26 protein-coding genes and 1 tRNA gene are annotated in these 24523 nt (G+C 75.2%); 8 read left to right on the top strand and 19 right to left on the bottom strand.

Features of this window, described 5'->3' with window-relative positions:
* Positions 1-31: 31 nt before the first annotated feature.
* Together ACI78S_RS19275 and ACI78S_RS19270 are read right to left on the bottom strand one after the other, a co-directional pair.
* Positions 32-835, bottom strand: a complete 804-nt coding sequence (locus ACI78S_RS19275; RefSeq protein ID WP_456976304.1) for a cation transporter — start codon at positions 833-835, stop codon at positions 32-34.
* Positions 832-1212 (bottom strand): ArsR/SmtB family transcription factor, encoded by a 381-nt coding sequence (locus tag ACI78S_RS19270; protein ID WP_456976399.1) that lies wholly within the window; start codon positions 1210-1212, stop codon positions 832-834. Before ACI78S_RS19270 ends, ACI78S_RS19275 begins: the two co-directional genes overlap by 4 nt.
* An 81-nt stretch (positions 1213-1293) precedes the next feature.
* Here ACI78S_RS19270 and ACI78S_RS19265 point away from each other — a divergent pair, with 81 nt between their 5' ends.
* Positions 1294-1629, top strand: a complete 336-nt coding sequence (locus ACI78S_RS19265; protein ID WP_456976302.1) for a YnfA family protein — start codon at positions 1294-1296, stop codon at positions 1627-1629.
* Between the two features lie 49 nt (positions 1630-1678).
* On the opposite strand, the gene ACI78S_RS19260 is transcribed toward ACI78S_RS19265, so the two are convergent.
* Positions 1679-2218 (bottom strand): ANTAR domain-containing protein, encoded by a 540-nt coding sequence (locus ACI78S_RS19260; RefSeq protein WP_456976300.1) that lies wholly within the window; start codon positions 2216-2218, stop codon positions 1679-1681.
* A gap of 326 nt (positions 2219-2544) precedes the next feature.
* Here ACI78S_RS19260 and ACI78S_RS19255 point away from each other — a divergent pair, with 326 nt between their 5' ends.
* Positions 2545-3348 carry an ANTAR domain-containing protein gene (locus ACI78S_RS19255; protein WP_456976298.1) on the top strand — a complete coding sequence of 268 codons (804 nt, stop codon included), beginning with the start codon at positions 2545-2547 and terminating at the stop codon, positions 3346-3348.
* Between the two features lie 343 nt (positions 3349-3691).
* On the top strand, positions 3692-4480 hold the full coding sequence (locus tag ACI78S_RS19250; RefSeq protein WP_456976296.1) for a hypothetical protein: 789 nt from the start codon (positions 3692-3694) through the stop codon (positions 4478-4480).
* Positions 4481-4567: 87 nt separating this feature from the next.
* On the opposite strand, the gene ACI78S_RS19245 is transcribed toward ACI78S_RS19250, so the two are convergent.
* Positions 4568-5386, bottom strand: a complete 819-nt coding sequence (locus ACI78S_RS19245; protein ID WP_456976294.1) for a GAF and ANTAR domain-containing protein — start codon at positions 5384-5386, stop codon at positions 4568-4570.
* A 243-nt stretch (positions 5387-5629) separates the two neighbouring features.
* Positions 5630-6130: a pyridoxamine 5'-phosphate oxidase family protein gene (locus ACI78S_RS19240; protein WP_456976292.1), complete on the bottom strand. Its 501-nt coding sequence runs from the start codon at positions 6128-6130 to the stop codon at positions 5630-5632.
* A 248-nt stretch (positions 6131-6378) separates the two neighbouring features.
* Here ACI78S_RS19240 and ACI78S_RS19235 point away from each other — a divergent pair, with 248 nt between their 5' ends.
* Positions 6379-6549: a hypothetical protein gene (locus ACI78S_RS19235; protein WP_456976290.1), complete on the top strand. Its 171-nt coding sequence runs from the start codon at positions 6379-6381 to the stop codon at positions 6547-6549.
* Positions 6550-6655: 106 nt separating this feature from the next.
* Here ACI78S_RS19235 and ACI78S_RS19230 read toward each other — a convergent pair whose 3' ends face one another.
* Together ACI78S_RS19230 and ACI78S_RS19225 are read right to left on the bottom strand one after the other, a co-directional pair.
* A complete protein-coding gene (locus ACI78S_RS19230; protein WP_456976288.1) occupies positions 6656-7645 on the bottom strand; it encodes a patatin-like phospholipase family protein in 990 nt (329 codons plus the stop codon).
* Positions 7646-8090: 445 nt separating this feature from the next.
* Positions 8091-8164, bottom strand: a tRNA-Pro gene (locus ACI78S_RS19225).
* 205 nt (positions 8165-8369) lie between these two features.
* On the opposite strand from ACI78S_RS19225, the gene ACI78S_RS19220 reads away from it, so the two are divergent.
* Complete coding sequence (locus tag ACI78S_RS19220) at positions 8370-10523, top strand: MMPL family transporter (protein ID WP_456976286.1); 2154 nt, start codon at positions 8370-8372, stop codon at positions 10521-10523.
* Between the two features lie 12 nt (positions 10524-10535).
* Here ACI78S_RS19220 and der read toward each other — a convergent pair whose 3' ends face one another.
* The 4 genes from der to ACI78S_RS19200 form a co-directional block, all read right to left on the bottom strand.
* Complete coding sequence (gene der, locus ACI78S_RS19215) at positions 10536-11876, bottom strand: ribosome biogenesis GTPase Der (RefSeq protein ID WP_456976284.1); 1341 nt, start codon at positions 11874-11876, stop codon at positions 10536-10538.
* Positions 11873-12565, bottom strand: a complete 693-nt coding sequence (gene cmk / locus ACI78S_RS19210) for a (d)CMP kinase (protein ID WP_456976282.1) — start codon at positions 12563-12565, stop codon at positions 11873-11875. The genes der and cmk overlap by 4 nt, the downstream gene beginning before the upstream one ends.
* Positions 12562-12924 carry a chorismate mutase gene (gene aroH, locus ACI78S_RS19205; protein WP_456976280.1) on the bottom strand — a complete coding sequence of 121 codons (363 nt, stop codon included), beginning with the start codon at positions 12922-12924 and terminating at the stop codon, positions 12562-12564. The genes cmk and aroH overlap by 4 nt, the downstream gene beginning before the upstream one ends.
* Positions 12925-13174: 250 nt before the next feature.
* Positions 13175-14017, bottom strand: coding sequence for a pseudouridine synthase (locus ACI78S_RS19200; protein WP_456976278.1), 843 nt, complete (start codon positions 14015-14017; stop codon positions 13175-13177).
* 67 nt (positions 14018-14084) lie between these two features.
* Here ACI78S_RS19200 and ACI78S_RS19195 point away from each other — a divergent pair, with 67 nt between their 5' ends.
* Entirely contained in the window at positions 14085-14897 is an 813-nt protein-coding gene (locus tag ACI78S_RS19195; protein ID WP_456976276.1) for an alpha/beta fold hydrolase, read from the top strand.
* Positions 14898-15033: 136 nt separating this feature from the next.
* Here ACI78S_RS19195 and scpB read toward each other — a convergent pair whose 3' ends face one another.
* The 7 genes from scpB to ald all read right to left on the bottom strand — a co-directional run bounded on the left by scpB (position 15034) and on the right by ald (position 22193).
* Positions 15034-15888, bottom strand: coding sequence for an SMC-Scp complex subunit ScpB (scpB, locus tag ACI78S_RS19190; RefSeq protein ID WP_456976274.1), 855 nt, complete (start codon positions 15886-15888; stop codon positions 15034-15036).
* 24 nt (positions 15889-15912) lie between these two features.
* Entirely contained in the window at positions 15913-17475 is a 1563-nt protein-coding gene (locus ACI78S_RS19185; RefSeq protein ID WP_456976272.1) for a hypothetical protein, read from the bottom strand.
* Between the two features lie 169 nt (positions 17476-17644).
* Positions 17645-18469: a segregation and condensation protein A gene (locus ACI78S_RS19180; protein ID WP_456976270.1), complete on the bottom strand. Its 825-nt coding sequence runs from the start codon at positions 18467-18469 to the stop codon at positions 17645-17647.
* A gap of 17 nt (positions 18470-18486) precedes the next feature.
* Positions 18487-18966, bottom strand: a complete 480-nt coding sequence (locus ACI78S_RS19175) for a hypothetical protein (RefSeq protein WP_456976268.1) — start codon at positions 18964-18966, stop codon at positions 18487-18489.
* Positions 18963-19892, bottom strand: a complete 930-nt coding sequence (locus tag ACI78S_RS19170; RefSeq protein WP_456976266.1) for a ParA family protein — start codon at positions 19890-19892, stop codon at positions 18963-18965. The genes ACI78S_RS19175 and ACI78S_RS19170 overlap by 4 nt, the downstream gene beginning before the upstream one ends.
* A gap of 217 nt (positions 19893-20109) precedes the next feature.
* On the bottom strand, positions 20110-21099 hold the full coding sequence (xerD, locus tag ACI78S_RS19165; RefSeq protein WP_456976264.1) for a site-specific tyrosine recombinase XerD: 990 nt from the start codon (positions 21097-21099) through the stop codon (positions 20110-20112).
* A complete protein-coding gene (gene ald / locus ACI78S_RS19160; protein WP_456976262.1) occupies positions 21078-22193 on the bottom strand; it encodes an alanine dehydrogenase in 1116 nt (371 codons plus the stop codon). Before ald ends, xerD begins: the two co-directional genes overlap by 22 nt.
* A 187-nt stretch (positions 22194-22380) precedes the next feature.
* Between ald and ACI78S_RS19155 the strand changes: the two genes are divergently transcribed.
* On the top strand, positions 22381-23013 hold the full coding sequence (locus ACI78S_RS19155) for a hypothetical protein (protein WP_456976260.1): 633 nt from the start codon (positions 22381-22383) through the stop codon (positions 23011-23013).
* A 50-nt stretch (positions 23014-23063) separates the two neighbouring features.
* On the opposite strand, the gene ACI78S_RS19150 is transcribed toward ACI78S_RS19155, so the two are convergent.
* The gene (locus ACI78S_RS19150) at positions 23064-23471 is read right to left on the bottom strand and encodes a VOC family protein (RefSeq protein ID WP_456976258.1); all 408 of its coding nucleotides are present in this window, start codon (positions 23469-23471) and stop codon (positions 23064-23066) included.
* Between the two features lie 88 nt (positions 23472-23559).
* Here ACI78S_RS19150 and ACI78S_RS19145 point away from each other — a divergent pair, with 88 nt between their 5' ends.
* Positions 23560-24501 carry a helix-turn-helix transcriptional regulator gene (locus ACI78S_RS19145; RefSeq protein ID WP_456976256.1) on the top strand — a complete coding sequence of 314 codons (942 nt, stop codon included), beginning with the start codon at positions 23560-23562 and terminating at the stop codon, positions 24499-24501.
* Positions 24502-24523: the final 22 nt, after the last annotated feature.

Here is a 24523-nt window from a genome sequence, read left to right as displayed (position 1 = left end):
CAACGGGATCGTCCTGCGACGAGCTCGACGCTCACCGGCCCGGCCGACGGGTCAGCTCCAGGTCGGCGACCGGCGCGGGTGCGGGTGTGCCCCACGCGTCACCGCACCCGTCCGCGCAGCCGCAGCCGGCCGGGGCGGCATCGCCGGCGCAGCCGGCCTCGGCGGCATCGCCGGCGCAGCCGGCCTCGGCGGCATCTCCGGCGGAGCGGCCCGGGGCGCAGCAGCCGTCGCCGCGCCAGGCCTCGACGCCCTCCTTGACGGCGACCGCGGCGATGACCAGGCCGGCGATCGGGTCGGCCCACCCCCAGCCCACGGTCGTGTTGAGCACCAGCCCCACCAGCAGCACCGCCGAGAGGTACGTGCACAGCAAGGTCTGCGTGGAGTCGGCGACCACCGTCGCCGAGCCGAGCGCCCGGCCGGTGCGGCGCTGCGCCCAGGACAGGAACGGCATGACCACGAGCGAGGCGGCCGCCAGACCGATGCCGACCGGGGAGGACTCCGGCTCGCCGCCGAGGAGCAGCGCGCGCACCGACTCGACGGTGACGTAGGCGGCCAGGGCGAAGAACGCCAGCGCCATCAGGCGCAGCGCCTGCCTCTCCCGGGTCTCGGGCACCCGGTGCCGGAACTGCCACAGGACGACCAGGCCGCTGGAGACCTCGACGACGGAGTCCAGCCCGAAGCCGATCAGCGCCACCGAACCGGCGACGAGGCCCGCGGCGACCGCCACGACGGCCTCGAGGACGTTGTAGGCGACGCTCGCGCCGGCCAGCCACCGGGCCCGCCGGCCCAGTCGCGCGCGGTCGGCCGGGTCCGGTGGCGTGCGCGTCGTGCTCACCGGTCCACCGCCGCGCCGTAGGTCGGGCACAGCGCCACCGCGTCGCCGGTGGCCGCCAGCAGCCGCTCCGCCGCGGCCAGCACCCCGAGCACCTCCGGGGTCGCCGCCAGCGACCACATCGACGCCCGGCCCCGCGGGCGCGAGGTGGCCACGCCGCAGCAGCGCAGGCAGTCCAGGTGCCCGCTCACCGTCGACTGGGCGAGGCCCAGGTGGGCCGTCAGGTCGACCACCCGGTGCTCGCCCAGCGCCAGGTGCCGGACGATGGCCAACCGGGTCGGGTCGCCCAGGCTGCGGAACAGGGCCGCGGCGGTGGACAGGGCCGTCGACTCGTCGACCTGCGCCTCGAGAACGGGTGTGTCGGCGACCTCCGGTGACATCGGCACCGACCGATGCTAGCCGGGCCGGTACGCGTCCCGCACCGGGACGCGGCCGCGCCGGCCGCTGGCAGGCTGCGTCGCATGACGGTCACCCGCTCCATCGTGCTGTTCGTCCTGGCCGCGGTCGCCGAGATCGGCGGGGCGTGGCTGGTGTGGCAGGGCGTGCGCGAGCACCGCGGCTGGCTGTGGATGGGGCTGGGCGTCGCCGCGCTCGGCGCGTACGGGTTCGTCGCTACCCTCCAGCCGGACGCGCACTTCGGGCGGATCCTCGCCGCCTACGGCGGCGTGTTCGTCGCCGGCAGCCTGGTGTGGGGCATGGTCGCGGACGGGTTCCGGCCCGACCGGTTCGACGTCATCGGCGCGCTCATCTGCCTGGTCGGCGTCGCCGTCATCATGTACGCCCCGCGCTCGGCCTAGTCGGCGCCGTCCCCGGCACCACGGCGGGCGACCCGCCGCCCCGAGGTCCTCAGGTGGGGGTCGGGAGGCGCACTCCGACGCTCCCGGCCACGCCTCCGCCGATGTCGCTCGCCGGTGACGGCCCTGATCGGCGCCCCGGTCGGCCGGCAGCGGCGGACGACGGCCGAGCGGGGACGCTCGGCAGCTCGCCGGTGTGCACGACGTCCTCGGCCAGCGCCGCCAGCTTGACGTTCCGGCGGTTGCTGCACTGCCGCAGCAGGTCGAAGGCCCGGGCCTCCGTCAGCCGGTGCCGGGCCATGAGGATGCCGATCGCCATGCCGATGCGCCGGTTGCTGGTCAGCGCCACCTCGAGGTTCCCCGCCCTGCGCTCGGCCACCGCCAGCCTGCGGCGCAGCGCCGGGGTGTCGACCACCGCAGCCCGCCGGCTCCGGAGCGCCAGCCGGGTGACGGCCGTGCGGGCGCGCATCTGCTCTGCCTGCTCCCGGATCGTCCGGGCCACCACCCGCCGCTCCAGCGCCCACTCGCGCACCGCGCCGTCGTCACCCTTCGGCCCTCGCGGCCGCGTCGTCCCGTCGTGCTCCCCGGTCATGGTCTCTCACCCGCTCCGTTCGGCGGTGGCCCGGAAGCACGTGGTCGGACGACCGGGGGGTCGCCCGATTCTGCTGGCTCGGCACGCAGCGTGCCACCGGCCCACCGAGGTGGGCGGCGGGCGGGCGTCCGGGTCCGACGGCCCTCGCCGCACGCCGGTGTGCCGGCGGTCCCGCCACCCCGGGCGCGTACTGTCGCGTCCAGCGTCGACGTGGACATGCGTCGGCGGTGCGTCCAGCAGCGGCGCACCCGCGATGCGGTGCCCTCGATCGGGGTGCCGCCGCCGAGGCCCCCGCCCCCGGTGCAGATCCGACCGGAGGCCGCGCCGTGGACGGCGACCGGAGAGCCCGCCCCACCAGCACCGTCGAGGCGCTGGAGCAGCTCGGGCGGCTGTCGCTGCGCGAGCTGTCGATGGACGGTCTGCTGCAGACGGTGGCCGACCTGACCAGGACGGTCATGCCCGGCAACTCGGAGACCTCGGTGCTGCTGCTGGTCGAGGACCGCCCGACCACGACGGCGCACACCAGCCGGCTGGCCGTCGACCTGGACGAGACGCAGTACGAGCGCGGCCACGGTCCCTGCCTGCACGCCGCTCGCACCGGGCAGCTGACCGAGGTCGCCGACACCCGCACCGAGACCCGCTGGTCGGGCTACGGGCAGCACGCCGCCGGGCTCGGCGTCCTCAGCTCGCTGTCGATCCCGCTGGTCATCGACGAGGAGGCGCGGGTGACCGGAGCGCTGAACATCTACGCCCGCCGTGCCCACGCCTTCGACGAGGAGTGCCGGGCGGCCGCCACCCGGTTCGGCCCGTACGCCGCGGTCGCGGCCGGCAACCTGCACGCCTACCGGAGCGCCCGGGACATGGCCGACGACCTGCAGGCCGCGCTGGAGTCCCGGGCGGTCATCGACCAGGCGGAGGGCGTGCTCGTCGAGCGCTGCAAGGTGACCCCAGACCAGGCCTTCCATCTGCTGGCCGGGGCGTCGATGCACAGCAACCGCAAGGTCCGCGACGTCGCCGACCACCTCGTGCGCACCGGCGAACTCCTCGGCGCGCCACGGGGCGACGTGCGCGGTCGTCACCGGCCCGGGAACGGGCACGGTCGCTCCGGCCCGGGGAAACGTATCTCCTGATCAGCCACCGGCGTCGTCCCCGGGGCGACCCCGGCGGTCACGTCGTGAGGGGGTCCTGTGATCACCACTGCCTCCGCATGGCCCTCGGCCGTCGTCGCCTGGTGGGCGGGGGGCCTGTCCCCCGACGTGCTGCGGTCGGCCTTGCCCCCGCTGTGGAGCCCACCCCTGCGGCCGGTCGGCCGAGCACCCGGGCGCGGCCGCTCCGCGGCCCGTTCTCCGAGCACAGCGCCCTGTCCCGTCCTCGGACGAGACCCTGCGGGACGTCGGTGGGCCGGGCCTCGTGTGCTCGCGTCCCGACCGCCTCCGGGAGCTCGCCCCCTGCCCCTAGCCGCGAAGGATCCACGTGCCCACCACGACCACTCCTGCCCCCGCGTGCGCGCTGACCGTGATCGCCTGGCGCCTGGGCGGTCTGACGCCGAGCGCCCTGTGGTGGCGCTTCGTCGAGCTCGGCGGCGACCGCGGCAGCGCCGAGCTGGCCGCCTACCTCGAGGGCGCCGCCGACTGGCCCGCACCCGACCACAACTCCCTCGCGCACACCCTCAACGAGGCCCTGTGGGAGCTGACCTGCCCCAGCCTGGCCCCGTACCGCGACGTCCCCGACGGCCGGCAACCGCTTCCGGTCGGGCCGGGCCGGGGCCGCCCCGGGCCTCCCCACCCCACCCCGGAGTCCCGGTACGGCTCGTCCGGCGATCACGGGTACCGCGCCGGGCTCCACGGCCGACCATCCCGTGAGCCACGAGGGCACCTCGGTCCAGGCGAGCGGCCGATCCCCTCGGTCCGGCCCTCGTCGCCGGGATCGGGGACGTGGGCCCGCATGGACGAGTGGATCACCTGGGCGACGTGCCTGGCCTGTGGCCGGCTGGCAGCCGCCGGCTGGGTGCCCGACGAACCGGTGGAGTTCGACTGCCCGAACGGTTGCGCCGTGTCCGCGGACCGGCTGGGCGGTCTCCCATGGGCCACCGGGGAGCGCGCCGGCGCCGGTGCCTCCGAACGCCGACGCCGACTGGCCCGGTGGTCCGACCAGCTCCGGCGTCAGTCGACGTGGTTGGGCCTGCGGGCCGCATGGGTGCGCGAGAGCGCCGCGGTCACGGTCGCGGCCAGCCAGGACCGCCGCGCAGGACCGGCCGCCTAGCTGTACTGCTCGGTGCACCGGTCGGACCGACGCCCCACCCCTCCGCACCTGACGCCGGGCACTCCTCGCTGCGCCCGGCCGCGGCTCCTAGCCCCCGTCCTGACGTTCCCGCCCGCCCCTGGGCGCCGGGTCGGCATCACCACGGCGGCGCCGGGCGCTCTCGAGGGCGCCGGTGCGCGTGAGGTACTCGGCCACCTCGGACAGCTTCCGGTTGGTGTCCTGACTGGTTCGCGCCAGCAGCGCGAACGCCTGCTCGGCGGTGATCTTGTACCGCTCCATGAGGACGCCCTTGGCCTGCCCGATCACGTCCCGGCTGACCAGTGCGGTGTCCAGGTTGCCCAGCTTCTGGGCCTGGGCGACCGCCACGGCGGCGTGGCTGGCGTAGAGCAACCCGACGCGTTCGGACTCGTCGGTGAACGCTCCCCGTTGCCGGGCGAGCAGGTTGAGGGCTCCGAGGTCCTCGCCGGCGACGAACAACTGGAAGCACAGCGCGCTGGCCACGCCGATCTCCGCAGCTCGGCGCCCCAACAGCGGCCAGCGTCCGTCGCCGGTCAGGTCGTCGACCCGGATGGTCTCGTGCTCGTACATCGCATCCAGCGCCGGCCCCTGGCCGGTCTCCTGCTGCAGGTCGTCGAAGCGTCTCGCCAGCTCGCTGGTGGCCACCGAGGAGACCACGCGCCGCCGACCCTGCGTCAGGCTGATCGAGGCTTCCTCGGCACCAGGGATCGCGCCTCTCACGGCCGCCACGATGATGCCCATGACCGAGGCGTTGTCGCCTTGTCGTTGCATCTCCCGCGCGAGGTCGGCCAGCCGCTGCGAGAGGTCCTCGTGCACCGCGGCGCTGCCGGTCGCCTGCTCCGAGGGCCGCCCTCGCCGCTCCACGACCTCATCGCGCTCCGGCCCCATGGCGCACTCTGGCACAGGGAACGCCGTCAGCACACGCCGTTGCGGGGCGGCCGCTCACGTCCGGCACCGCCGACGGCGGCCGGGCGAGCCCTCCCCGTGCCCATCGTGGTTCCGCCACCACCGGTCGCCCGCGGCGATCGCCGACCTCGCCGACGCCGGGCCGCACGCCCCGGATCGACGACGACCCGCACCGGCGAGGCCGCGGTGCGCCCGCGATCTCGGCCGGTCCTCGCCGCGCGGCGCTCAGGCCCGCTGACGCTCCTCCCGCCGCCGGATCAGCTCCGCGACGGCGCTCGGCAGGGTCGTCTCGAAGTCGATCAGCTTCGCCCAGGTCGGGGTCACGACGATCCGGACCATGCCGTCGTGGTAGAGCGAACGCACCTCCGCCTCCCACCCGACCCGTTGCCCGGGTGTCATCTCGTAGGTGCTGGTCGACCGGAGGTACTGGTCCGGGATGCCGTCGACGGGGTCCAGCTCGGCCCGACCGCGGATGAGCAGGATCTTGGGCGGGTGCACCTCGGTGTCGATGGTCAGGGCGACCATCGGGTTCCGGCTCAGGGGCCGGAGCTTGGGAGCGTTCTTCGACGTGCACATGACGATCTGCGAGCCGTTCCAGCTGAAGATGATCGGGACGTTGCGGGGCGTGCCGTCCGTGGCGACGTAGGCCAGGCGGGTGACGTCGCGGGCCAGCAGTTCCCGGCTGACCGGTCGGTCCAGAACCCCGGTGATCTCGCCAGGTCGCACGGCTGGTCCTCCTGTCGTCGTGGGTTGCGCGGCCGTGGGTGGCCACCGCTGCACCTGGGACGGAGTCCGGAGCACGTCCTCGACACCCGGAGGTGACGGAGCACGTCGTCGCAGGAGCGCGGCGAGGAGTGCGTCGGGGCGGTGGTGCCCGGCGCGGCTCGCCAGACCTGTGGTGGTTATTTTGGTTGCGCACAACCGTTGGTGGGCAGTACGTAGGTACCGCGGAACGGGACGACGGGGGCGCCGGCATGACGATCGACGAGATCAACCGAAGGCTGGACGGCCCGCGGCCGACGACGCTCGGGGAGCTGACGGAGCTGCTGTCGGCGACGCGGTCCCAGGTGGGCAGCGGTGATCCCCGGGTCCACGCAGCACGTCTTCGCATCGCCTTCGAGATCGAGCGGCTGGAACGGCTCTGACCCACGACCGTGCCGCCCCGGGCCCCCGTCCTCGACACCGGTAGCCGCAGCCGGCGCCCCCTCGACCCCAGCCGTCGGCCGTGCACGCGGAACGGTGGTCCAGGCGTCAGCGCCAGAACCCGCCGAGCCGCGCGGCGAGGGCTCGGCCCTGGTCGTGACCGGCTCGAGCGGCGGGCGGACGCAGCGACAGGTCCATCGCGTCGACGCCGAACAGGTGCTCGGAGCTGTTGTCGGGGACGATCGTCTCGACCCTGCTGCCACCCGCGCGCAGTTCGTCGACCTGGGCTGCCAGATGGGTGCCCCACTCCCGCGGGTGCCGCGATCTGCCGCCCAGCGGTGCGAGCACCAGCACCCGGCCGTAGCCGGCTGCCAGGTCGGCGTTCTCGACGGATCGGTACCCGCCGTCGAGGTACCGGTGGTCGCCGATCGCGTAGGGGTGGACACCGGCGCAGCTGGCGGCGACGGCGTCGGCCAGGTCCACCCCGCTGTGGCGGTCGAACACGACCGGTTCGCCGGTACGGGCATCGACCGCCGTGATGAGCACCGTTCGTCGCGGCCAGTGCTGGCTGGGCAGCCGGGCGGCGACGGTGGCGCGCCACCGCGTCTGCCCGGAGCCGTCCGACGCCGCCTCCACGTCGAGCGCCGCTGCGCCCATCCTGCGGCGCATGTCGGCCGCATCGTCGGCGGCGGCGATGATCTCGCTCATCCGCTGCAGGTGGTCGGTCACCGACCCACCCGGACCGCGTCCCCCGTCGGGTCCGACCGGACCCGTCCGGTGCCGGGGCGCAGCGCTGAGGACGGCGGCCAGCAGGTCGGCCGGGCTCGCGCTGGTGATCTGGGCCGCGGCCGTCGCTCCGGCCGACGTCCCGATGACCAGGTCGGCTCCGGTCACGTCCGGCCCGGCATCGAGCAGGCCGGCGATGACGCCGATCAACCACGCGTTGCCCGTCGATCCACCACCGCCGAGGACCAGCGCCCGCTCCCCCGCAGCGGGCGCCCTCTTCCTGGCGTACACGTGCGGCTGGGCCTGGTCGGACCTCGGCCGGTCGGAGGGAGCCGAGGTGACGTGCCGGGGTGGAGCAGGTGTCGTGCTCATGGGAGCCGCCTCTCGCGAATTGCCTGGCGGGGCGCTCCCGGTGGCGACTACGTCGGTCGCGCGATCGTGGACTGCAGGAGAGCACCCACTGCGGACACTGCGTTCACGGGTCTCACCTCCTGCCGATGATCACGATCGCCGGGACGATCACACACCGACGACGCCCCGCGCAACCGGGATGACGCCGGTCGTGGTGTCGCCGTCACGAGCCGCCGGCCGCCCGAGCAGCTCGATCGCGAGGTCGAGCGCGGCTGATGAAACACGCCGCCTCGGAAGCGATCATGGGCCGCTCCGGAACCGCCTGTGAGCTGCGGTTCCCCGATGTCGGCTCCGGCACGTCGCGCACGCCGTGGCGTGACCTGGCCTGGTTCAACCGCCCCGGAAAGCGCTCAGGGGCCGTTCCGGACTCCTCCGGACACGGCCCCCGACCTGCGGACTTCCGATGTCGGGCTGACAGGATTTGAACCTGCGACCCCTTGACCCCCAGTCAAGTGCGCTACCAAGCTGCGCCACAGCCCGCGCGCCGTCCGTCCGCCCGGGAGCCCCGGGCCGGTCGACGACCGCCCGAGAAGGTTACCGCACCGCCCGGCGCGACCTGCCGCCGGTCGGCCGTCGCGCGTCCGCATCTCTGCCGACTCGGGCGCGATCGGGGTGACAGCACTCCCCTGCTGTGCCAGCGTGCGTGCCGCACGGGGAACCGCCGTCGTCGAGCAAGGGCTCCGTCATGGGCAGGTCGTTCGCGTCCCGGGTCAGCCACCGCCGCTTCAAGTGGGTCATCCTCGTCTTCTGGCTCGTCCTCGCCGCCGCCGCGGCGCCGCTGGCCGGCCGGCTGACCGGCGAGCAGGACAACGACATCGCGTCGTGGCTGCCCGGTGACGCGGAATCGACCATCGCGCTGCGGCAGCAGGCCGCGCTGGGGTCGGATCCCGACACCTTCCCCGCCGTCGTCGTCTACGAGCGGAGCGGCGGGCTCACGGCCGCCGACGCCGAGGCCGTCGCCGAGGACGCCGTCGCCTTCGCGGAGATCGACATCGTCGCCGGCGAGGTCGTCGGCCCGGTCCCGGCCGAGGACGGCGAGGCGGTGCAGCTGGTCGTGCCGCTGAACGCGGGCGCGGGCGGCTGGGAGGCGCTCGCCCCGGCGGTCGACGCGATGCGCGCCGAGACCGCCGACGGCCCGGACGGGCTGTCGGCCTGGGTGACCGGCCCGGCCGGCAACGCGGCCGACTCGTCGGAGGCCTTCGCCGGCATCGACGGCACCCTGCTGTTCGCGGCGCTCGGCGTCGTCGTCCTGATCCTGCTGCTGACCTACCGCAGCCCGGTCCTGTGGATCCTGCCGATCTTCTGCGCGGTCATCGCGCTGTTCTGCGCGCAGGCCATCGTCTACCTGCTCGCCCGATACGCCGATCTCACGGTCAACGCCCAGAGCGCCAGCATCCTCACCGTCCTGGTCGTCGGCGCCGGCACCGACTACGCCCTGCTGCTCGTGGCCCGCTACCGCGAGGAGCTGCGGCTGCACGGCGACCGGCACGAGGCCATGACCGAGGCGGTGCACCGGGCCGGCCCCGCCGTGCTGGCCAGCGCGGGCACGGTGGTCCTCGGCATGCTCTGCCTGCTCGCCGCGGACATGAACTCGACCGCGAGCCTCGGACCGGTCGCCGCGATCGGCGTGGCCGTCTCCCTCGCGGTGCTGATGACCCTGCTGCCGGCGCTGCTGGTCATCTGCGGTCGCTGGGTGTTCTGGCCGGTCAAGCCCACCTTCGGCAGCGCCGAACCGAGCGCGACCGGCTTCTGGGCGCGGGTCGGCGGGCTGATCCGGCCCCGCCCCCGGGTGGTGTGGCTGGTCACCAGCGCGCTGCTCGCGGTCGCCGCCCTCGGCCTGTTCCGGCTCGACCCCAGCGGGCTGACCCAGGCCGAGGCCTTCCGCGGCACCCCCGAGTCGGTCGAGGGCGAGCAGGTGGCCGCCGAGCACTTCCCCGCCGCCGCGGGCAACCCGGTGTTCGTGCTCACCACCGCCGGCACCGCCGACGAGGTGGCGCAGGCCGTGGCGGGCACCGACGGCGTCAGCGCGGTCGCGGCCCCGACGGTGGTCGGGGACGACGCCCTCGTCGAGGTGACGCTGGCCGACGCCGCAGACAGCCCGGCCGCCTACGCCACCGTCGAGGAGCTCCGCACCACCCTGGACGACGTCGGCGACGGCCAGGCGCTGGTGGGCGGCAACACCGCGCTCAACCTCGACGTGCAGGACGCCGCCCAGCGCGACAACCGGGTGATCATCCCGCTGGTCCTGCTCGTGGTGCTGGTCGTGCTGGCCGTGCTGCTGCGGGCGGTGGTCGCGCCGCTGGTCCTGGTCGCGACGGTGGTGCTCTCCTTCGCCGCCGCGCTGGGCCTGAGCGCGCTGATCTTCGACTGGGTGCTGGGGGTCACCTCGACCGACAGCTCGTTCCCGCTGTTCGTCTTCGTGTTCCTGGTCGCCCTCGGCATCGACTACAACATCTTCCTGATGACCCGGGTGCGCGAGGAGGCCGCCGACCACGGCACCCGGCGGGCGGCGCTGATCGGCCTGTCGGCCACCGGCGGCGTGATCACCTCCGCCGGGCTGGTGCTCGCCGCGACCTTCGCGGTGCTCGCCACGCTGCCGCTGACCTTCACCACCCAGCTCGGCATCGCGGTCGCGCTCGGCGTGCTGCTCGACACGCTGATCGTGCGGTCGGTGCTCGTCACCGCGCTCAACCTCGACCTGGGCCGGCGGATGTGGTGGCCGAGCCGGCTGGGGCAGCGGCTCGACGAACCGGAGGGGCCCGCCGGGAGCGGGGCGGCGCTCGTGCCCACCCCCCGCGGGGAGCCCGACGTCGCCCCGCGCGTCCGCCCCGGGCGGTGAGGAAGGCCGGGCTCAGCCCCTGCCGCGGTCGCGGCCCTCGCGCACCTTCACCGAGATCTCGACCGGCGTGCCGCCGAAGCCCCACTTCTCGCGCAGCTTGCGCTCCATGAAGCGCCGGTAGCCGGCCTCGAGGAAGCCGGTGGAGAAGACGACGAACCGCGGCGGGCGGACGTCGGCCTGCGTCACGTACTTGATCTTCGGTGCGCGGCCGCCGCGGGCCGGCGGCGGTGTCTCCTGCACCAGCGCGCGGACGTAGGTGTTGAGCTCCGCGGTGGGGATGCGGGTCTCCCAGGAGGCCAGCGCGGCCCGCAGGTGCTGGGCCAGCTTCTCGACACCCCGGCCGGTCTTGGCCGAGATGTTGACCCGCGACGCCCACCGCACCCTCGCCAGCTCCCGCTCGACCTCCTTCTCCAGCTCGGCGTGGCGGTCCTCGTCGAGGGTGTCCCACTTGTTGACCGCCAGCACCAGCGCCCGCCCGGCCTCGACGACCTGGCTGATCACCCGCTGGTCCTGCTCGCTGATCACCTCGTCGGCGGCGAGCAGCACCACGGCGACCTCGGCGGCCTGGATCGCCGCCTCGGTGCGCAGGCTGGCGTAGTACTCCATGCCGCTGGCGGTGTTGACCTTGCGGCGCAGCCCCGCGGTGTCGACGAACCGCCACTCCTCGCCGCCGAGCACGACGATCGAGTCGACCGGGTCCACCGTCGTCCCGGCGACCGAGTCGACCACCGACCGCTCGTCGCGGGCCAGCCGGTTGAGCAGGCTGGACTTGCCCACGTTGGGCCGGCCGACGAGCGCGACCCGGCGCGGGCCGCCCTCCTCGAGCTGCTCGCGCGGCGCCTCGGGCATCGCGTCCAGGACCAGGTCGAGCAGGTCGCCGCTCCCCCGCCCGTGCAGCGCGCTGACCGGCTGCGGCTCGCCCAGGCCCAGCGACCAGAGCTCGGCGGCGTTGGCCTCGCTGCGCTCGTCGTCGACCTTGTTGGCCACCAGGAGCACCGGGCGGTCCGACCGGCGCAGGATGCGGGCGGCGGCCAGGTCGGTGTCGGTGGCGCCCACCGAGCTGTCGACGACGAAGACGATGACGTCCGCCGTCCGCATGGCGTACTCCGCCTGCCGGGTGATCGACGCCCCCAGCCCGGCCGCCTTCGGGTCCCAGCCGCCGGTGTCGACGACGGTGAACCGCTTGCCGTTCCACAGCGCCTCGTAGGCGATGCGGTCGCGGGTCACGCCCGGGGTGTCCTGCACGACCGCCGCGCGGCGGCCGAGGATCCGGTTGACCAGCGTCGACTTGCCGACGTTGGGCCGGCCGACGATCGCCACGACGGGCAGCGGTCCGCCGTTCTGCTGCGTCATGCCCTGTGTCCTGCCCCGACGGCGTCGAGCGCCAACGCGACGATCCGCGCCACCGTCTGCTCCTGCACCAGGTCGGTGCTGTCGACCGTCACCGCGTCCGCGGCCGGCCGCAGCGGGCTGTCCTCCCGGCTGCTGTCGTACTCGTCGCGGCGCCGCAGGTCGGCGGCGAGCTCGGCGACCTCCTCGGGCGTGGTCAGGCCGAGCTGCAGGGCCCGCCGCTCGGCCCGGGCCTCGGGCGCGGCGGTCAGGTACACCTTGAGCGTCGCCTCGGGCAGGACGACGGTGCCGATGTCGCGGCCCTCGACCACGACGGCGTCGGCGCCGGCCACCAGCGCGCGCTGCTGGTCGACCAGCTGCCGGCGCACGGCCGGCACCGCGGAGACGGCGGACACCGCCCGGGTCACCTCGGCGCTGCGGATGCGCCGGGCCACGTCGACGCCGTCCACCCGCACCAGCTCGGTGTCGGCCGCCGTCCCCACCTCGATCGTCGTCCGGGCGACGACGTCGGCGACGGCCTGCGCGTCCTCCGGGTCGACGCCGGCGTCGAGGACGGCGACCGTCGCCGCGCGGTACATGGCGCCGGTGTCGAGGTAGGACGCCCCGAGCCGGGCGGCGACCGACCGGCCGACGCTCGACTTGCCCGTGCCCGACGGCCCGTCGAGGGTCACGCAGCCCCGGAAGTCGCTCACTGGGCGATGTCCCGTCGCAGGGCGACCGCGCCGCGCAGGTACACGTGCTGGATCTCCGACCGCGGCTTCTCCACCTCGACGTGGGCCATGAGCCGCAGCACCCTCGGCAGCGCGTGCGGCACGTCCATCTCGGTGGCGCACATCAGCGGCACGTCGCCGAAGCCGAGCTCGCGGGCGGCCAGCGCCGGGAACTCCGACACCAAATCGGGGGTGGCGGTGAACAGGATGCTGATGACGTCGTCGTGCTGCAGCTGGTTGCGCTCCATGACGGCGGTGACCAGCTCGCGGGTGGCCTCGAGCACCTGCTCCCGGTCGTCGGCGTCCACCTGGGTGGCGCCCCGGATGGCTCGGACGGCCATGCACTCTCCTCGTTCGCTCCCCGGCGCCCCGCCCTCCGGGAAGCCCCGTCGAGTCTAGAAGGACCGCGCTGCCCCCCTCGCCTCGCACGCTCGGCGCGGGTCCCCGCAGCGGGGCCGTCCCAGCCACCTCGGACGCCGACGACCCGCCGTCGAGCCGTCCCGTGATCACCTCGGGTGCGGCGTCGTCTCGGCGGCGCGGAGGCACCGCTGCCCCCGAGGTGATCACCCGCCGGCGTTCCCGCGGGAACGTCTACAGGCCGACGAGCTCCTTGAGCGCGCCGAGCTCCTGCCGGTTGAGCCTGCGGATCGAGCCGACGCGCATGCGCTGCAGCTGCACCGGGCCGATCGCGGTGCGGGTCAGCCGGTTGACCGGCAGCCCGACGTGCGCCAGCAGCCGCCGGACGATGTGCTTGCGCCCCTCGTGCAGCACCACCTCGACCACCGACTGCCCGGCGTGGGTGTCGACGACGCGGAACGCGTCGACCGCGACCGGGCCGTCCTCCAGCTCGACGCCCGCGCGCAGCCGGCGGGCCAGGTTGCGCGGCACCGAGCCCGACACCTGCGCCAGGTAGGTCTTGCGCACCTCGTAGGAGGGGTGGGCCAGCCGGTGGGCGAGCTCGCCGTCGTTGGTGACCAGCAGCAGGCCCTCGGTGTCCTGGTCGAGGCGGCCGACGTGCACCAGCCCGGGCGCGAGGTCCCCCAGGATGTCGCCGACGGTGGGCCGCGCGCGGTCGTCGCTCATCGCGGTGATCACGCCGGCCGGCTTGTTGAGCGCGTAGGTGACGCGGTCGTCGCGCAGCTCGATCCGGGCGCCGTCGACGGCGATCTTGTCGGTGTGCGGGTCGACCCGCATGCCCTGCACCGCGACGGTGCGCCCGTTCACGCTGATCCGGCCCTGGTCGATCATGTCCTCGACCACCCGGCGGGAGCCGACGCCGGCCCGGGCGAGCACCTTCTGCAGCCGCTCGCCCTGGCGCTGCTCGCCGGGGGCGTCGTCGCGGTCGCCGGGGTGCGCCGGCGCGAGCTCCATGTCCTCCGACCAGCCCTCGCCGCCGCCGGTCGTGGGGTCCTCGTCAGGCAGGGCGGTGTTCATCCCGTCCAGTCTCCCACCGCTGCCGCCGTCCCTCCCGGGCGACCGCCGACCGGGCTAGCGTCCGGCCATGGCGCCCCGCACCGAGGGCACGCTGCACCTGTCGACGGGCCTGCGCACCGGCTTCACCGAGGCCGGCGATCCCGACGGCCGCCCCGCGCTGCTCCTGCTGCACTCCTGGGCCGCCTCGCGCCGCGAGTTCGCCCGCCTGCAGCCGCTGCTGCCGTCGTGGCTGCGCTCGGTCGCGGTCGACCTGCGGGGGCACGGGGACGCCGACAAGCCGGCGTCGGGCTACGACGTCCCCACCCTCGCCCGGGACGTCGTCGCGGTGCTGGACGCCCTCGACCTGCCGGCCGCCGTGCTGGTCGGCGCCTCCAGCGGCGGTTACGTCGCGCAGCAGGTGGCCGTGGACGCCCCCGGCCGGGTCGACGGGCTGCTGCTGGCCGGCGCGCCGCGGGACCTGCACCGCCGCCGCGCCCCGTTCGCCGACGAGGTGGACCGGCTGCGCGACCCGGTGGACCCGGCCTGGGTCCGGGCGTTCACCCGCGGGTTCACCGACCGGCCGCTGCCCGACTGGTACGTGGAGCTGTGCGTCGAGGACGCGCTGCGGATCCCGGCCGCCGTCTGGCGGGCGAGCCTGCGCGGCCTCGGCGAGGCACCGGCACCGACGGACTCCGGGGCGATCCGGGCGCCCACGCTGGTCGTCAGCGGCGACCGCGACCACCTGCTCGCCGACCAGGCCGCGCAGCTCCTCGCCGCGATCCCGCACGCGCGCCCCGTCCGGTACCGCGACGCGGGGCACGTCGTCCTGTGGGACGAGCCCGAACGGCTCGCCGCCGACATCGCGGCCTTCCTGCCCACCGTGGCGCCGTCCGGTCCGTGAGCGGTCGCGCCGCTCGCCCCGCCCCGGTCGCCTGCCGTGCTCGGCTCCCTCGCGCTCCCGGCGCCGGGAGAGGGGGAAGGGGAAGACGCCGAGGGCACGGTGAGATCGCAGAGTCGCCGGAGCAGCGCCGCCGACCTCAGGCGTCGGGGTGCTCCTGCAGGACGGCGGCGGTCTCCGGGAGCAGCGGCGCCAGCTCGGGCAGCTCGTCGAGGCCGGTCAGGCCGAGCCGCTCGAGGAACAGCGGCGTCGTCCCGTACAGCCCGCCGCCGCTGTCGGGGTCGGTGCCCACCTCGTGCACCAGCCCGCGGGCGAGGAGGGTGCGCATGACGCCGTCGACGCCGACACCGCGGATCGCCGACACCCGGGCGCGGGTCACCGGCTGCCGGTAGGCGATGACGGCGAGGGTCTCCAGCGCCGCCTGGGTCAGCCGGCTGCGCTGGCCGCCGACGAGGTAGCGCTCGACCACCTCGGCGTGGTCCTCGCGGGTGTAGAGCCGCCAGCCCTCCCCCACCCGGCGCAGCGTGATGCCGGCGCCGCGCGCGTCGTAGTCCGCCGCCAGCGCCCGCAGCCCCCCGGCCACCTGCCCCGGCGGGCAGCGCAGCGCCGCGGCCAGCGTCTCCTCGTCGACCGGGTTGTCCACGACGAACAGCAGCGCCTCCAGCCCGCCCCGCAACCGCGCGGGGTCGAGGACGGCGATCTCCAGCTGCTCCGGCTCGTCCTCCGCGTCGGGCTCGGGAGGGGCCGGCGGCGTGCGGACGGCGACCGGCGGCGGCAGCGGCGCCGGCTCCTCGACCGGCCGCAGCCGCTCCTCCACCGCGTCGTCCGGGCGCTCGGCCACCCGCGCGGCCAGCTCGGCGGCGACGGCGTCCCAGGTGGCCGGGTCCTCGTCGCCGCGGGCCTCGGCCTCCTCGCGGGTGGCGGCCAGCTCAGCGGCGAGCGCCTCCCACGAGATGGGACCGCGCTCCTCGCTCACCGGCTCCTCGCTCGTCACGCCCCGATGATCCCCGGCCCCGGGTCAGGGCCGGGAACGGGGCAGGGTCACCTCGTCCCCGCCCGCGTGCACCACGGTGATCGAGGAGATCTGGGGCAGGTCGGCGAGGATCAGCTGCGCCTCGATGTACACGGTGCCGCACGAGTCCTCGTCGCGGGCGAGCTCGGCGAGCTCTTCCGGGCCGGTCATCTCGTGGATGCCCCGGTCGAACAGCAGGTTCAGGTACCCCCGGACGCTGGTGTTGGTGGCCAGCGTGGCGCAGCTGAGGTCGATCTCCTCGCGGGCCTGGTCGACCACCGTCCGGTTGTGCCGGTCGGCCTCGGTCCAGACCTGGTAGCCGGCGGAGTCGGCGCGGTCCGCGGCCACGCCCAGCAGCGCCGCCGCGCAGACGGCCACGGCCGCGGCGGCGACCCCGCGCCGGGTGAGCCGGCCGATGGCCAGCCCGGTCAGCAGCGCCAGCGGGACGCCGAGCTTGAGCCGGTCGAAGGTGAACTGGCTGGCGTGCTGGAGCAGGACCACGTTCTCGACGACGGCGGTCAGCGAGAAGGCGACGATCGCCAGCGAGACGGCGTCGCGGCGGGCGCGCGGCGAGGGCCGCAGCATCGCCAGCCCCGTCACCGCGAGCGCGGCCAGCAGCGCCGCCCCGAAGGAGAGCGCGTAGCCGTAGAACAGGCCCAGGTACGTCGCGCCCGACCCGGAGCGGGCGACGAACCGCATCCGCCACGCCTCGACCGCGCCGTCGAAGCCGATCGCCAGCACGAAGTGCAGGGACAGCAGGACGGCGGTGGCGGCCGCGACCGCCACGAGGACGACGCCCGCCGCGGCCGCCCGCCGGCGCAGCGCGGGCACGGCCAGCAGCAGGGCGCCGGTGAGGAAGGCGAAAACGTAGGCCGTCCACTCGGTGTAGCAGGCCACGAGGGTCAGCAGGCCCAGGCCCCACAGCAGCCGGCGCCGCGCGGCCGTCGAGGCCGAGGGCAGCAGCAGGCGCTCGAGCAGGACCAGCTGGCCCACCAGCAGCGGCTGCAGCATCGAGTGCGGCCAGTACACGGTGCCGTGGGACTGCAGCGCCTCGGCGCTGAAGAGGTACACGACCGCCGCGGCCACGCCGGCCCCGCGCGCCAGCCACACCGACCGGTCCATGCGGACGACGGCGCGCTGGACGAGCACGTACAGCAGGACCCCGGTGACGGCCGCCAGCACCCCGTTGAGCAGCACCAGCCCCGCCATGCCGAGCTCGCCGCCCCGGACGGCGGCGGCGAGGGTGGGCAGCCAGAAGCCGGCCGGCGGGAAGGACGTGTAGACGTAGTCGCCGTGGGACGTCGCCACGGTGGCGCCCCAGGAGATCCACTTGTCGTTGTCCTCGCCGAGCGTGACGATCGGCAGCCCCCACGTCCGGCTCAGCGGGGTGCGCAGCAGCGACTCGGCCGTGAGCAGGGCGTGGTAGGAGGCCTCGAGGTTGCGGGCCCCGTAGCCGCCGCGCACCTGGACGACGCGCAGCACCGTCACGACGAGCTGCAGCGCCACGATCAGCGCCGGCGCCGCCCAGCGAAGGGCGCGCTCGCGCACCGCGGATCCGGTGGTCTCCACCCGTCTCGCCTCCATGGTCGCGCGCATCCCCCAACCGGCCGGGGGCCATCGCCGGAGCCGTGCAGACGCGCAGAGTCACCGGCAATGTACGTACCGGAGCGGATCGGCGTCGTCGGAGCCCGCGCGGGCGTGACGGAGGGGGCGCGAGGAGCCCGTGTGGCCCCAGCCGTCACTCGTCCGCGGCGCCGCCGAGGTCGGCGAGGGCGGTCTCGTCGACCTCCTCGCCACCGATCCACCGCACGGTGAGGTCGCCCAGCGGGGTCACCTGCTCGAACACCACCCGCTGCTGCCGGTACAGCTCCAGCAGGGCGAGGAAGCGGGCCACCACCTCGAGGGTGTGCGCGCAGTCGGCGGTCAGCGCGCGGAAGCTGGCGGTGCCGTGCCGGATCAGCTGGTTGCGGACGGCAAGCAGCTGCTCGGCGACGCTGACCGGTGGGGCGTGCAGGTGCGCGACGCTCACCGTCTGCGGCGCCTTCGGGGCCAGCGCCCGGGCGGCGAGCGCGGCCAGCTGCTGCGGGGTGACCCCGAGCAGCACCTCCGGCACCAGGTCGGCGAAGCGCGGCTCGAGGCCGACGTCGCGCGGGAACCGGCGGGCGGCCCGGGCCTCGCGCTCCTTGAGGAAGGCCGCGGCCTCCTTGTAGGCCTTGTACTGCAGCAGCCGCGCGAAGAGCAGGTCGCGTGCCTCGAGCAGCTCGAGGTCCTCCTCGTCCTCCACGTCCGCGGCCGGCAGCAGCCGGGCGGCCTTGAGGTCGAGCAGGGTGGCGGCGACGACGAGGAACTCGCTGGCCTGGTCGAGGTCGAGCTCGTCGCCGAGCGCGCGCAGGTGCGCGATGAACTCGTCGGTGACCTTCGACAGCGCGATCTCGGTGACGTCGAGCTTGTGCTTGCCGATCAGCTGCAGCAGCAGGTCGAACGGGCCCTCGAAGTTGGTCAGCCGGACCGTGAACCGCGACGGCCTGTCGCCGTCCGGTGCGGCGACGTCCGGGGTGCCCACGCGGGCGAGGGTAGTGCTCAGGCGCCGCGCAGCCGCTTCACCAGCACCGAGTCGGCGCCCCGCTCCTCGAGGTCGGCGAGCAGCACGGCGACCGCCTCGCGGACGATGCGGCCGCGGTCGGCGGCGACGCCGTGGTGGGCGCGCAGCGTCAGCCGGGCGCTCTCCAGCGCCAGCAGCTCCTCGGCGGAGAGGTAGACGGTGATCTTCTCGTCGTGCTTGGTCCGCTCGGCCCGCACCGACCTCTGCGGGCGGCCCCGGGTCGGGATGGACGGCGTCGCCACCGGCGCCCGGAGACCGGCGAGCTCGTCGGAGGCCCCGCCGGGGACCAGCGTGAGCGGCTGGCCGGCCGGCTCCTCCTTGCGCACGGCGGTGCGCAGCGCCGGCGAGCTCACGGTGGAGCTCAGGCTGGGCAGCTCGGTGACCTCGGCCTCGACGGCCGGGGCGTCGGTGCGGCGGAACAGCTCGTTCGCGCCGGGGAGCACGGGCCGCCGGGTCACAGGGCCAGCACCTCCTTGGCGAGGTCGCGGTAGGCCGAGGCCCCCGACGACGTCGGCGCCCAGGTGGTGATCGGCTGGCCGGCGACGGTCGTCTCGGGGAAGCGCACGGTGCGGGTGATGACGGTCTGGAACACGGTGTCGCCGAAGGCCTCGACCACCCGGCTGAACACCTCGCGGCAGTGCACGGTCCGCGAGTCGTACATCGTGGCGAGGATGCCGGAGATCTCCAGCTGCGGGTTGAGCCGCTCCTTGACCTTGTCGATGGTGTCGACCAGCAGCGCGACGCCGCGCAGCGAGAAGAACTCGCACTCCAGCGGGATGATCACGCCCTGGGCGGCGGTGAGCGCGTTGACCGTCAGCAGGCCCAGCGACGGCTGGCAGTCGATGAGGATGTAGTCGTACTCGCGGCGGGCGTCGGCCAGCACGCGCAGCAGGGTCTGCTCGCGCGCGACCTCGCTGACCAGCTGCACCTCGGCGGCCGACAGGTCGATGTTGCTGGGGACCAGGTCCAGGCCGGGGATGTCGGTGGGCACGGTGACGTCGGCCAGCGTGGTCCGCCGCTCCATGAGGGCGTTGTAGACCGTGCGGTCGAGGTTCTGCGCCGGCACCCCGAGGCCCACCGAGAGCGCGCCCTGCGGGTCGAGGTCGATGAGCAGCACCTTGCGGCCGTACTCCACCAGCGCGGCGCCCAAGTTGATCGTCGACGTCGTCTTGCCGACGCCGCCCTTCTGGTTGCACATCGCGATGACGCGGGCGGGGCCGTGCTCGGTGAGGGGAGGTGGCTCGGGCAGCTTCCGCTGACGGGCTCGGGCGGGGTCGCCCGACCGCAGCGCGGCCGCCCCCATCTCCGACGTCGCTTCCCGTCCCGCGTCGATGTCGTGCGGGCGCGCGACGGCAGCGCTTGCCGCGTCCGCTCGGATCGCCATGTGTCCGTTGCCTCCACGAAGCTGCCCGATCCCGGGATCGCCGGGGTGCGGTCAGCCGTCCTGCCCGCTCGGGTGTCCCCGACGGTAGGGAGGGTGGCGCGCTTTCCCGAGGAGGCACGCCGCGCGTCGGCCATGGCGTGGCGAACGATGCCAAGCACGGTGCGTGGTCGAGCCGAAAGCTCTGGCGAGATCTACCGATACGGCCTGTGGGCGGCTGTCACTTCAGCGCCCGCGGGTGGCTGCTCGCGTAGACCTCGCGCAGCCGGTCGACGGTGACGAGCGTGTACACCTGCGTGGTGGTCACCGAGGCGTGGCCGAGCAGCTCCTGCACCACGCGGACGTCGGCGCCGCCGTCGAGCAGGTGCGTGGCGAACGAGTGCCGCAGGGTGTGCGGCGAGACCTCCGCCGTGAGCCCGGCCCGCTCGGCCGCCGTGCGCAGGATCGCCCACGCGCTCTGCCGCGACAGCGGCCCGCCGCGCACGTTGAGGAACAGCGCGCCGCCGCGCACCCCGCCCCGCCCGGCCGCGGCCAGCGCCGGCCGGGCGCGCACCAGGTAGTCCTCCACGGCCCTGACCGCGTACGACCCGACGGGGACGACGCGCTCCTTGCCTCCCTTGCCGGCCAGGCGGACGGCGGCCTGCCCGCGGTCGAGGTCGTCGACGGCCAGGCCCACCGCCTCGGAGATGCGGGCGCCGGTGCCGTACAGCAGCTCGAGCAGCGCCCGGTCGCGCAGGCCGCGCGGGCCCTCGACCGCGCCCGCCGCCTCGATCAGCGCCACCACCGACTCGACGGGGATCGCCTTCGGCAGGCGCCGCGCCGGCGTCGGCGGGCGCACCTCGTGCGCCACGTCGTCGGGGACCAGCCCGTCGAGCAGCGCGAAACGGTGCAGGCCGCGGACGGCGACGACGGCCCGCGCCGCCGACGTCGCCGACAGCGGGGGGTGCTCGTCGTCGCCACGGCGCAGCGCGGCCAGGAACCCGGCGACGTCGGACTCGGTGATCTCCCCGAGGGCGGTGACCCCCGCGCCGGCGAGGTACTCGGTGTAGCGCCGCAGGTCGCGCCGGTAGGAGGCGATGGTGTTGGCCGCGAGCCCGCGCTCGACGGCCAGGTGGTCCAGGTAGCCGGAGACCACGCGCTCGATCGGGCTGGTCGTCGAGCCGGTGGCGGCCCGGGTGGCGGTGGCGGTCAGACGAGCACCTCCTCCCACGGCACGGCGCCCATCCCGTGCGCCTCGGCGACCTCGGGCAGCACGACCTGCCCCGCGACGACGTTGAGGCCGTGCGCGAGGTCGGCGTGCGCGCGGACGGCCGCCGCCGTCCCCTCGTTGGCCAGTGCCATGACGTAGGGCAGCGTCACGTTGGTCAGCGCGTGGGTGGAGGTGTTGGGCACCGCGCCGGGCATGTTGGCGACGCAGTAGAAGACCGACCCGTGCACCCGGAAGGTGGGGTCGTCGTGGGTCGTCGGCCGGGTGTCCTCGAAGCAGCCGCCCTGGTCGACGGCGATGTCGACCAGCACCGATCCCGGCTTCATGCGGCTCACCAGCTCGTTGCTGATCAGCGTCGGCGCCTTGGCGCCCGGCACGAGCACCGCGCCGATGACCAGGTCGGCGTCGAGCACGGCGCGCTCGACCTCGTAGGCGTTCGAGGTGACCGTCTGCATGTGCCCCTGGTAGATGCGGTCGGCGGCGCGGAGCTTGTCGACGTCCTTGTCCAGCACGATGACCTCGGCCTGCATGCCGAGGGCGATCGCGGCGGCGTTCATCCCCGAGACGCCGGCGCCGATGACGACGACCTTCGCCGCGTAGACGCCCGAGACGCCGCCGAGCAGCACCCCGCGCCCCCCGTGCGCCCGCTCCAGGGCGTGCGCGCCGACCTGCGGGGCCATGCGGCCGGCCACCTCCGACATCGGGGCCAGCAGCGGCAGCGTGCCGTCGGGCTTCTGCACCGTCTCGTAGGCGATGGCGGTGGTGCCGGAGGTGACCAGCGCGTCGGTGCACTCCTTGGACGCGGCCAGGTGCAGGTAGGTGAACAGCGTCTGGTCGGCGCGCAGCCGGCCGTACTCCTCGGTGACCGGCTCCTTGACCTTCAGCAGCAGGTCGGCCGCGCCCCAGACGTCGTCGGCCGTGGGCACGGTGCGGGCGCCCGCGGCGACGTAGTCGGCGTCCGGGATGGACGAGCCCTCCCCCGCGCCCTGCTCGACGAGCACCTCGTGCCCCGCGCGGACCAGCTCGGTCACCCCGGCAGGGGTGAGCGCGACCCGGTACTCGCGGTTCTTGACCTCTCGGGGGACCCCGACGCGCATGAAGACTCCTTCGTCCGGCGCGGGCCGCGCCCCCGCGGGTGACCGGGGACGCGCACCGCGATCGGGGCCGGCCCGGTCGGGGCCCGCCCTCGGCCGGAGTCTAGGCAGGTGGCGTGCCGATCCCCGAGTGCCGCCGGCGGCGTGCCGGTCAGGAGTAGCCGCCGCGCGCCGCGGGAAGGGTCCGCGGATGCGCCTCTACGCCGACCGCCCGGACCTGCGCGCCCGGCAGCTCGCCGGGGACCTCGGGCTGCTCGCCTGGATCGTGCTGTGGGTGCTGGTCGCCCGGGCCGTGCACGGCGCCGTCCTGGTGCTGGCCGAGCCGGGGCGCGCCGTCGAGGACCTCGGCGGCTCGGTGGCGCGGAACATGGAGTCCGCCGCCGAGACCGCCGGGCGGGTGCCGGTCGCCGGCGACGCGCTGGCCGAGCCGTTCTCGGCGCTCGGCGACGCCGGCAGCTCGGTCAGCGGCGCCGGCCGGTCGGCGCAGGACGCCGTCGGCACGCTGGCCTTCTGGCTCGCCGTCCTCCTGGTGCTGCTGCCGGTCGGCTGGTTGCTGCTGCGCTGGCTGCCCGCGCGGCTGGCCTACGCCCGCGAGGCCGGCGCCGCCGCCCGCCTGCTGCGCGGCGACCCCGATCTCGAGCTGCTCGCCGCCCGGGCGCTGGCCTCCGCTCCCCTGCCCCGGCTGGCCGCCCTGCCGGCCGGCACGGGGGCCCGCTGGCGGGACGGCGACCCGGCGACCGTGCGGGCGCTCGCCGGCCTCGAGCTGGCCCGCCTCGGCCTCCGGTTGCCCGAGCCGAGCCTCGAGGCATCCCCGCGATCATGAAGGTCGGGAGGCGACACGCCGATCCCGAGCGGCGTGTCGCTCCCGGAACTTCATGATCGGCGCGAGGCGACGACGTCGAGGTAGTGCTGGTTGAACATGACGCCGAGCACGTTGCCGAACGGGTCGACCACGGAGGCGGTGACGTAGCCGGGCCCCCGCTCGGTCGGCGGGTCGTGCGGGGTGGCGCCGAGGGCGAGCAGCCGGTCGTGGGCGGCGTGCACGTCGTCGACGGCCCAGTAGGCGACGACGCCGCCGACGCCGGGCCCGTGCGGGGCGAACCGCCGGTCGAGGACGCCGAGCTCGTGCAGGGAGTCGCCGAGCCGGAACTCCACGTACGCCGGCGGGCCGTCGACTGGGCGGGCGAAGTAGGGCTCGGCGCCGGTCACCTCGGTGTACCAGCGGACCGCGGCGGGGACGTCGTCGGCGAAGTAGGTGATGGTGGTCAGGCCGCGCAGCACGGGAGCTCCTCTGGTCGGGGTGCGGTTCCGGCTCTAGCCTCGTCCCGAAAGCGCTCACCTCCTGAGCACTTTCCCGAGGAGTTGACGCGTGCGAGCCGACCGGCTGGTGGCCGTCCTGCTGCTGATGCAGGCGCGCGGCCGGGTGACCGCGGCCCAGCTGGCCGAGGAGCTCGAGGTCTCGGTCGCCACGGCCCGGCGCGACCTCGAGGCGCTGTCGGCGGCGGGCGTCCCGGTCTACCCGCAGCCCGGGCGCGGGGGCGGCTGGTCGCTGGTGGGCGGTGCGCGCACCGACCTGAGCGGGCTGTCGGCGCGCGAGGCCCAGGCGCTGTTCCTGCTCGTCGGCCCCGCCGCGGCGGTCTCCGACGAGGCCCGGGCCGCGCTGCGCAAGCTGGTCCGCGCGCTGCCGACACCGTTCCGGGCCGAGGCGCAGGCCGCCGCCGCGGCGACCCTGGTCGACCCGACCCGGTGGGGCGAGCGGGACCGCGCGCGACCCGGCACGGTCGACGCGCTGCAGACCGCCGTCGTCCGCCGGCGCCGGGTGCGCCTGGTCTACCGCGACGGCGCCCGCCGGCGGAGCGAGCGGCTGGTCGACCCGTGGGGCCTGGTCGACAAGGACGACGTCTGGTACCTCGTCGCCGGCACCGACCGCGGGCAGCGCACCTTCCGCGTCGACCGGATCGTGGCCGCCGAGCCCACCGACCAGCCCGCCGAGCGACCCGACGGCTTCGCGCTCCCCGACGCGTGGCGCCAGGTCGTCGGCGAGGTGGAGCAGCGCCGCGCGCGCACCGAGGCGACCCTGCTCATCCCGGCCCGCTTCGTGCCGATCCTGCAGGACCACTTCGGGCGGCACTGCGCGGTCGAGGCCGAGCAGCCCGACGGGCGGGCGCGGGTCCGGGTCGCCGCGCCCACGCCGCTGGACATCGCGCGCACCCTCGCCGGGTGGGGGTCGACGGTCGAGGTGCTCTCGCCGCCGGCGGTGCGCGCCGAGCTGGCCCGGATCGGCGCCGAGCTGGCGGCGACCTACGCCTGAGCGCCGTCCCCGGCGGGCCGGG

The sequence above is a fragment of the Geodermatophilus sp. SYSU D00815 genome, from assembly GCF_054050035.1.
This window is presented reverse-complemented; position numbering and strand designations above follow the sequence as displayed.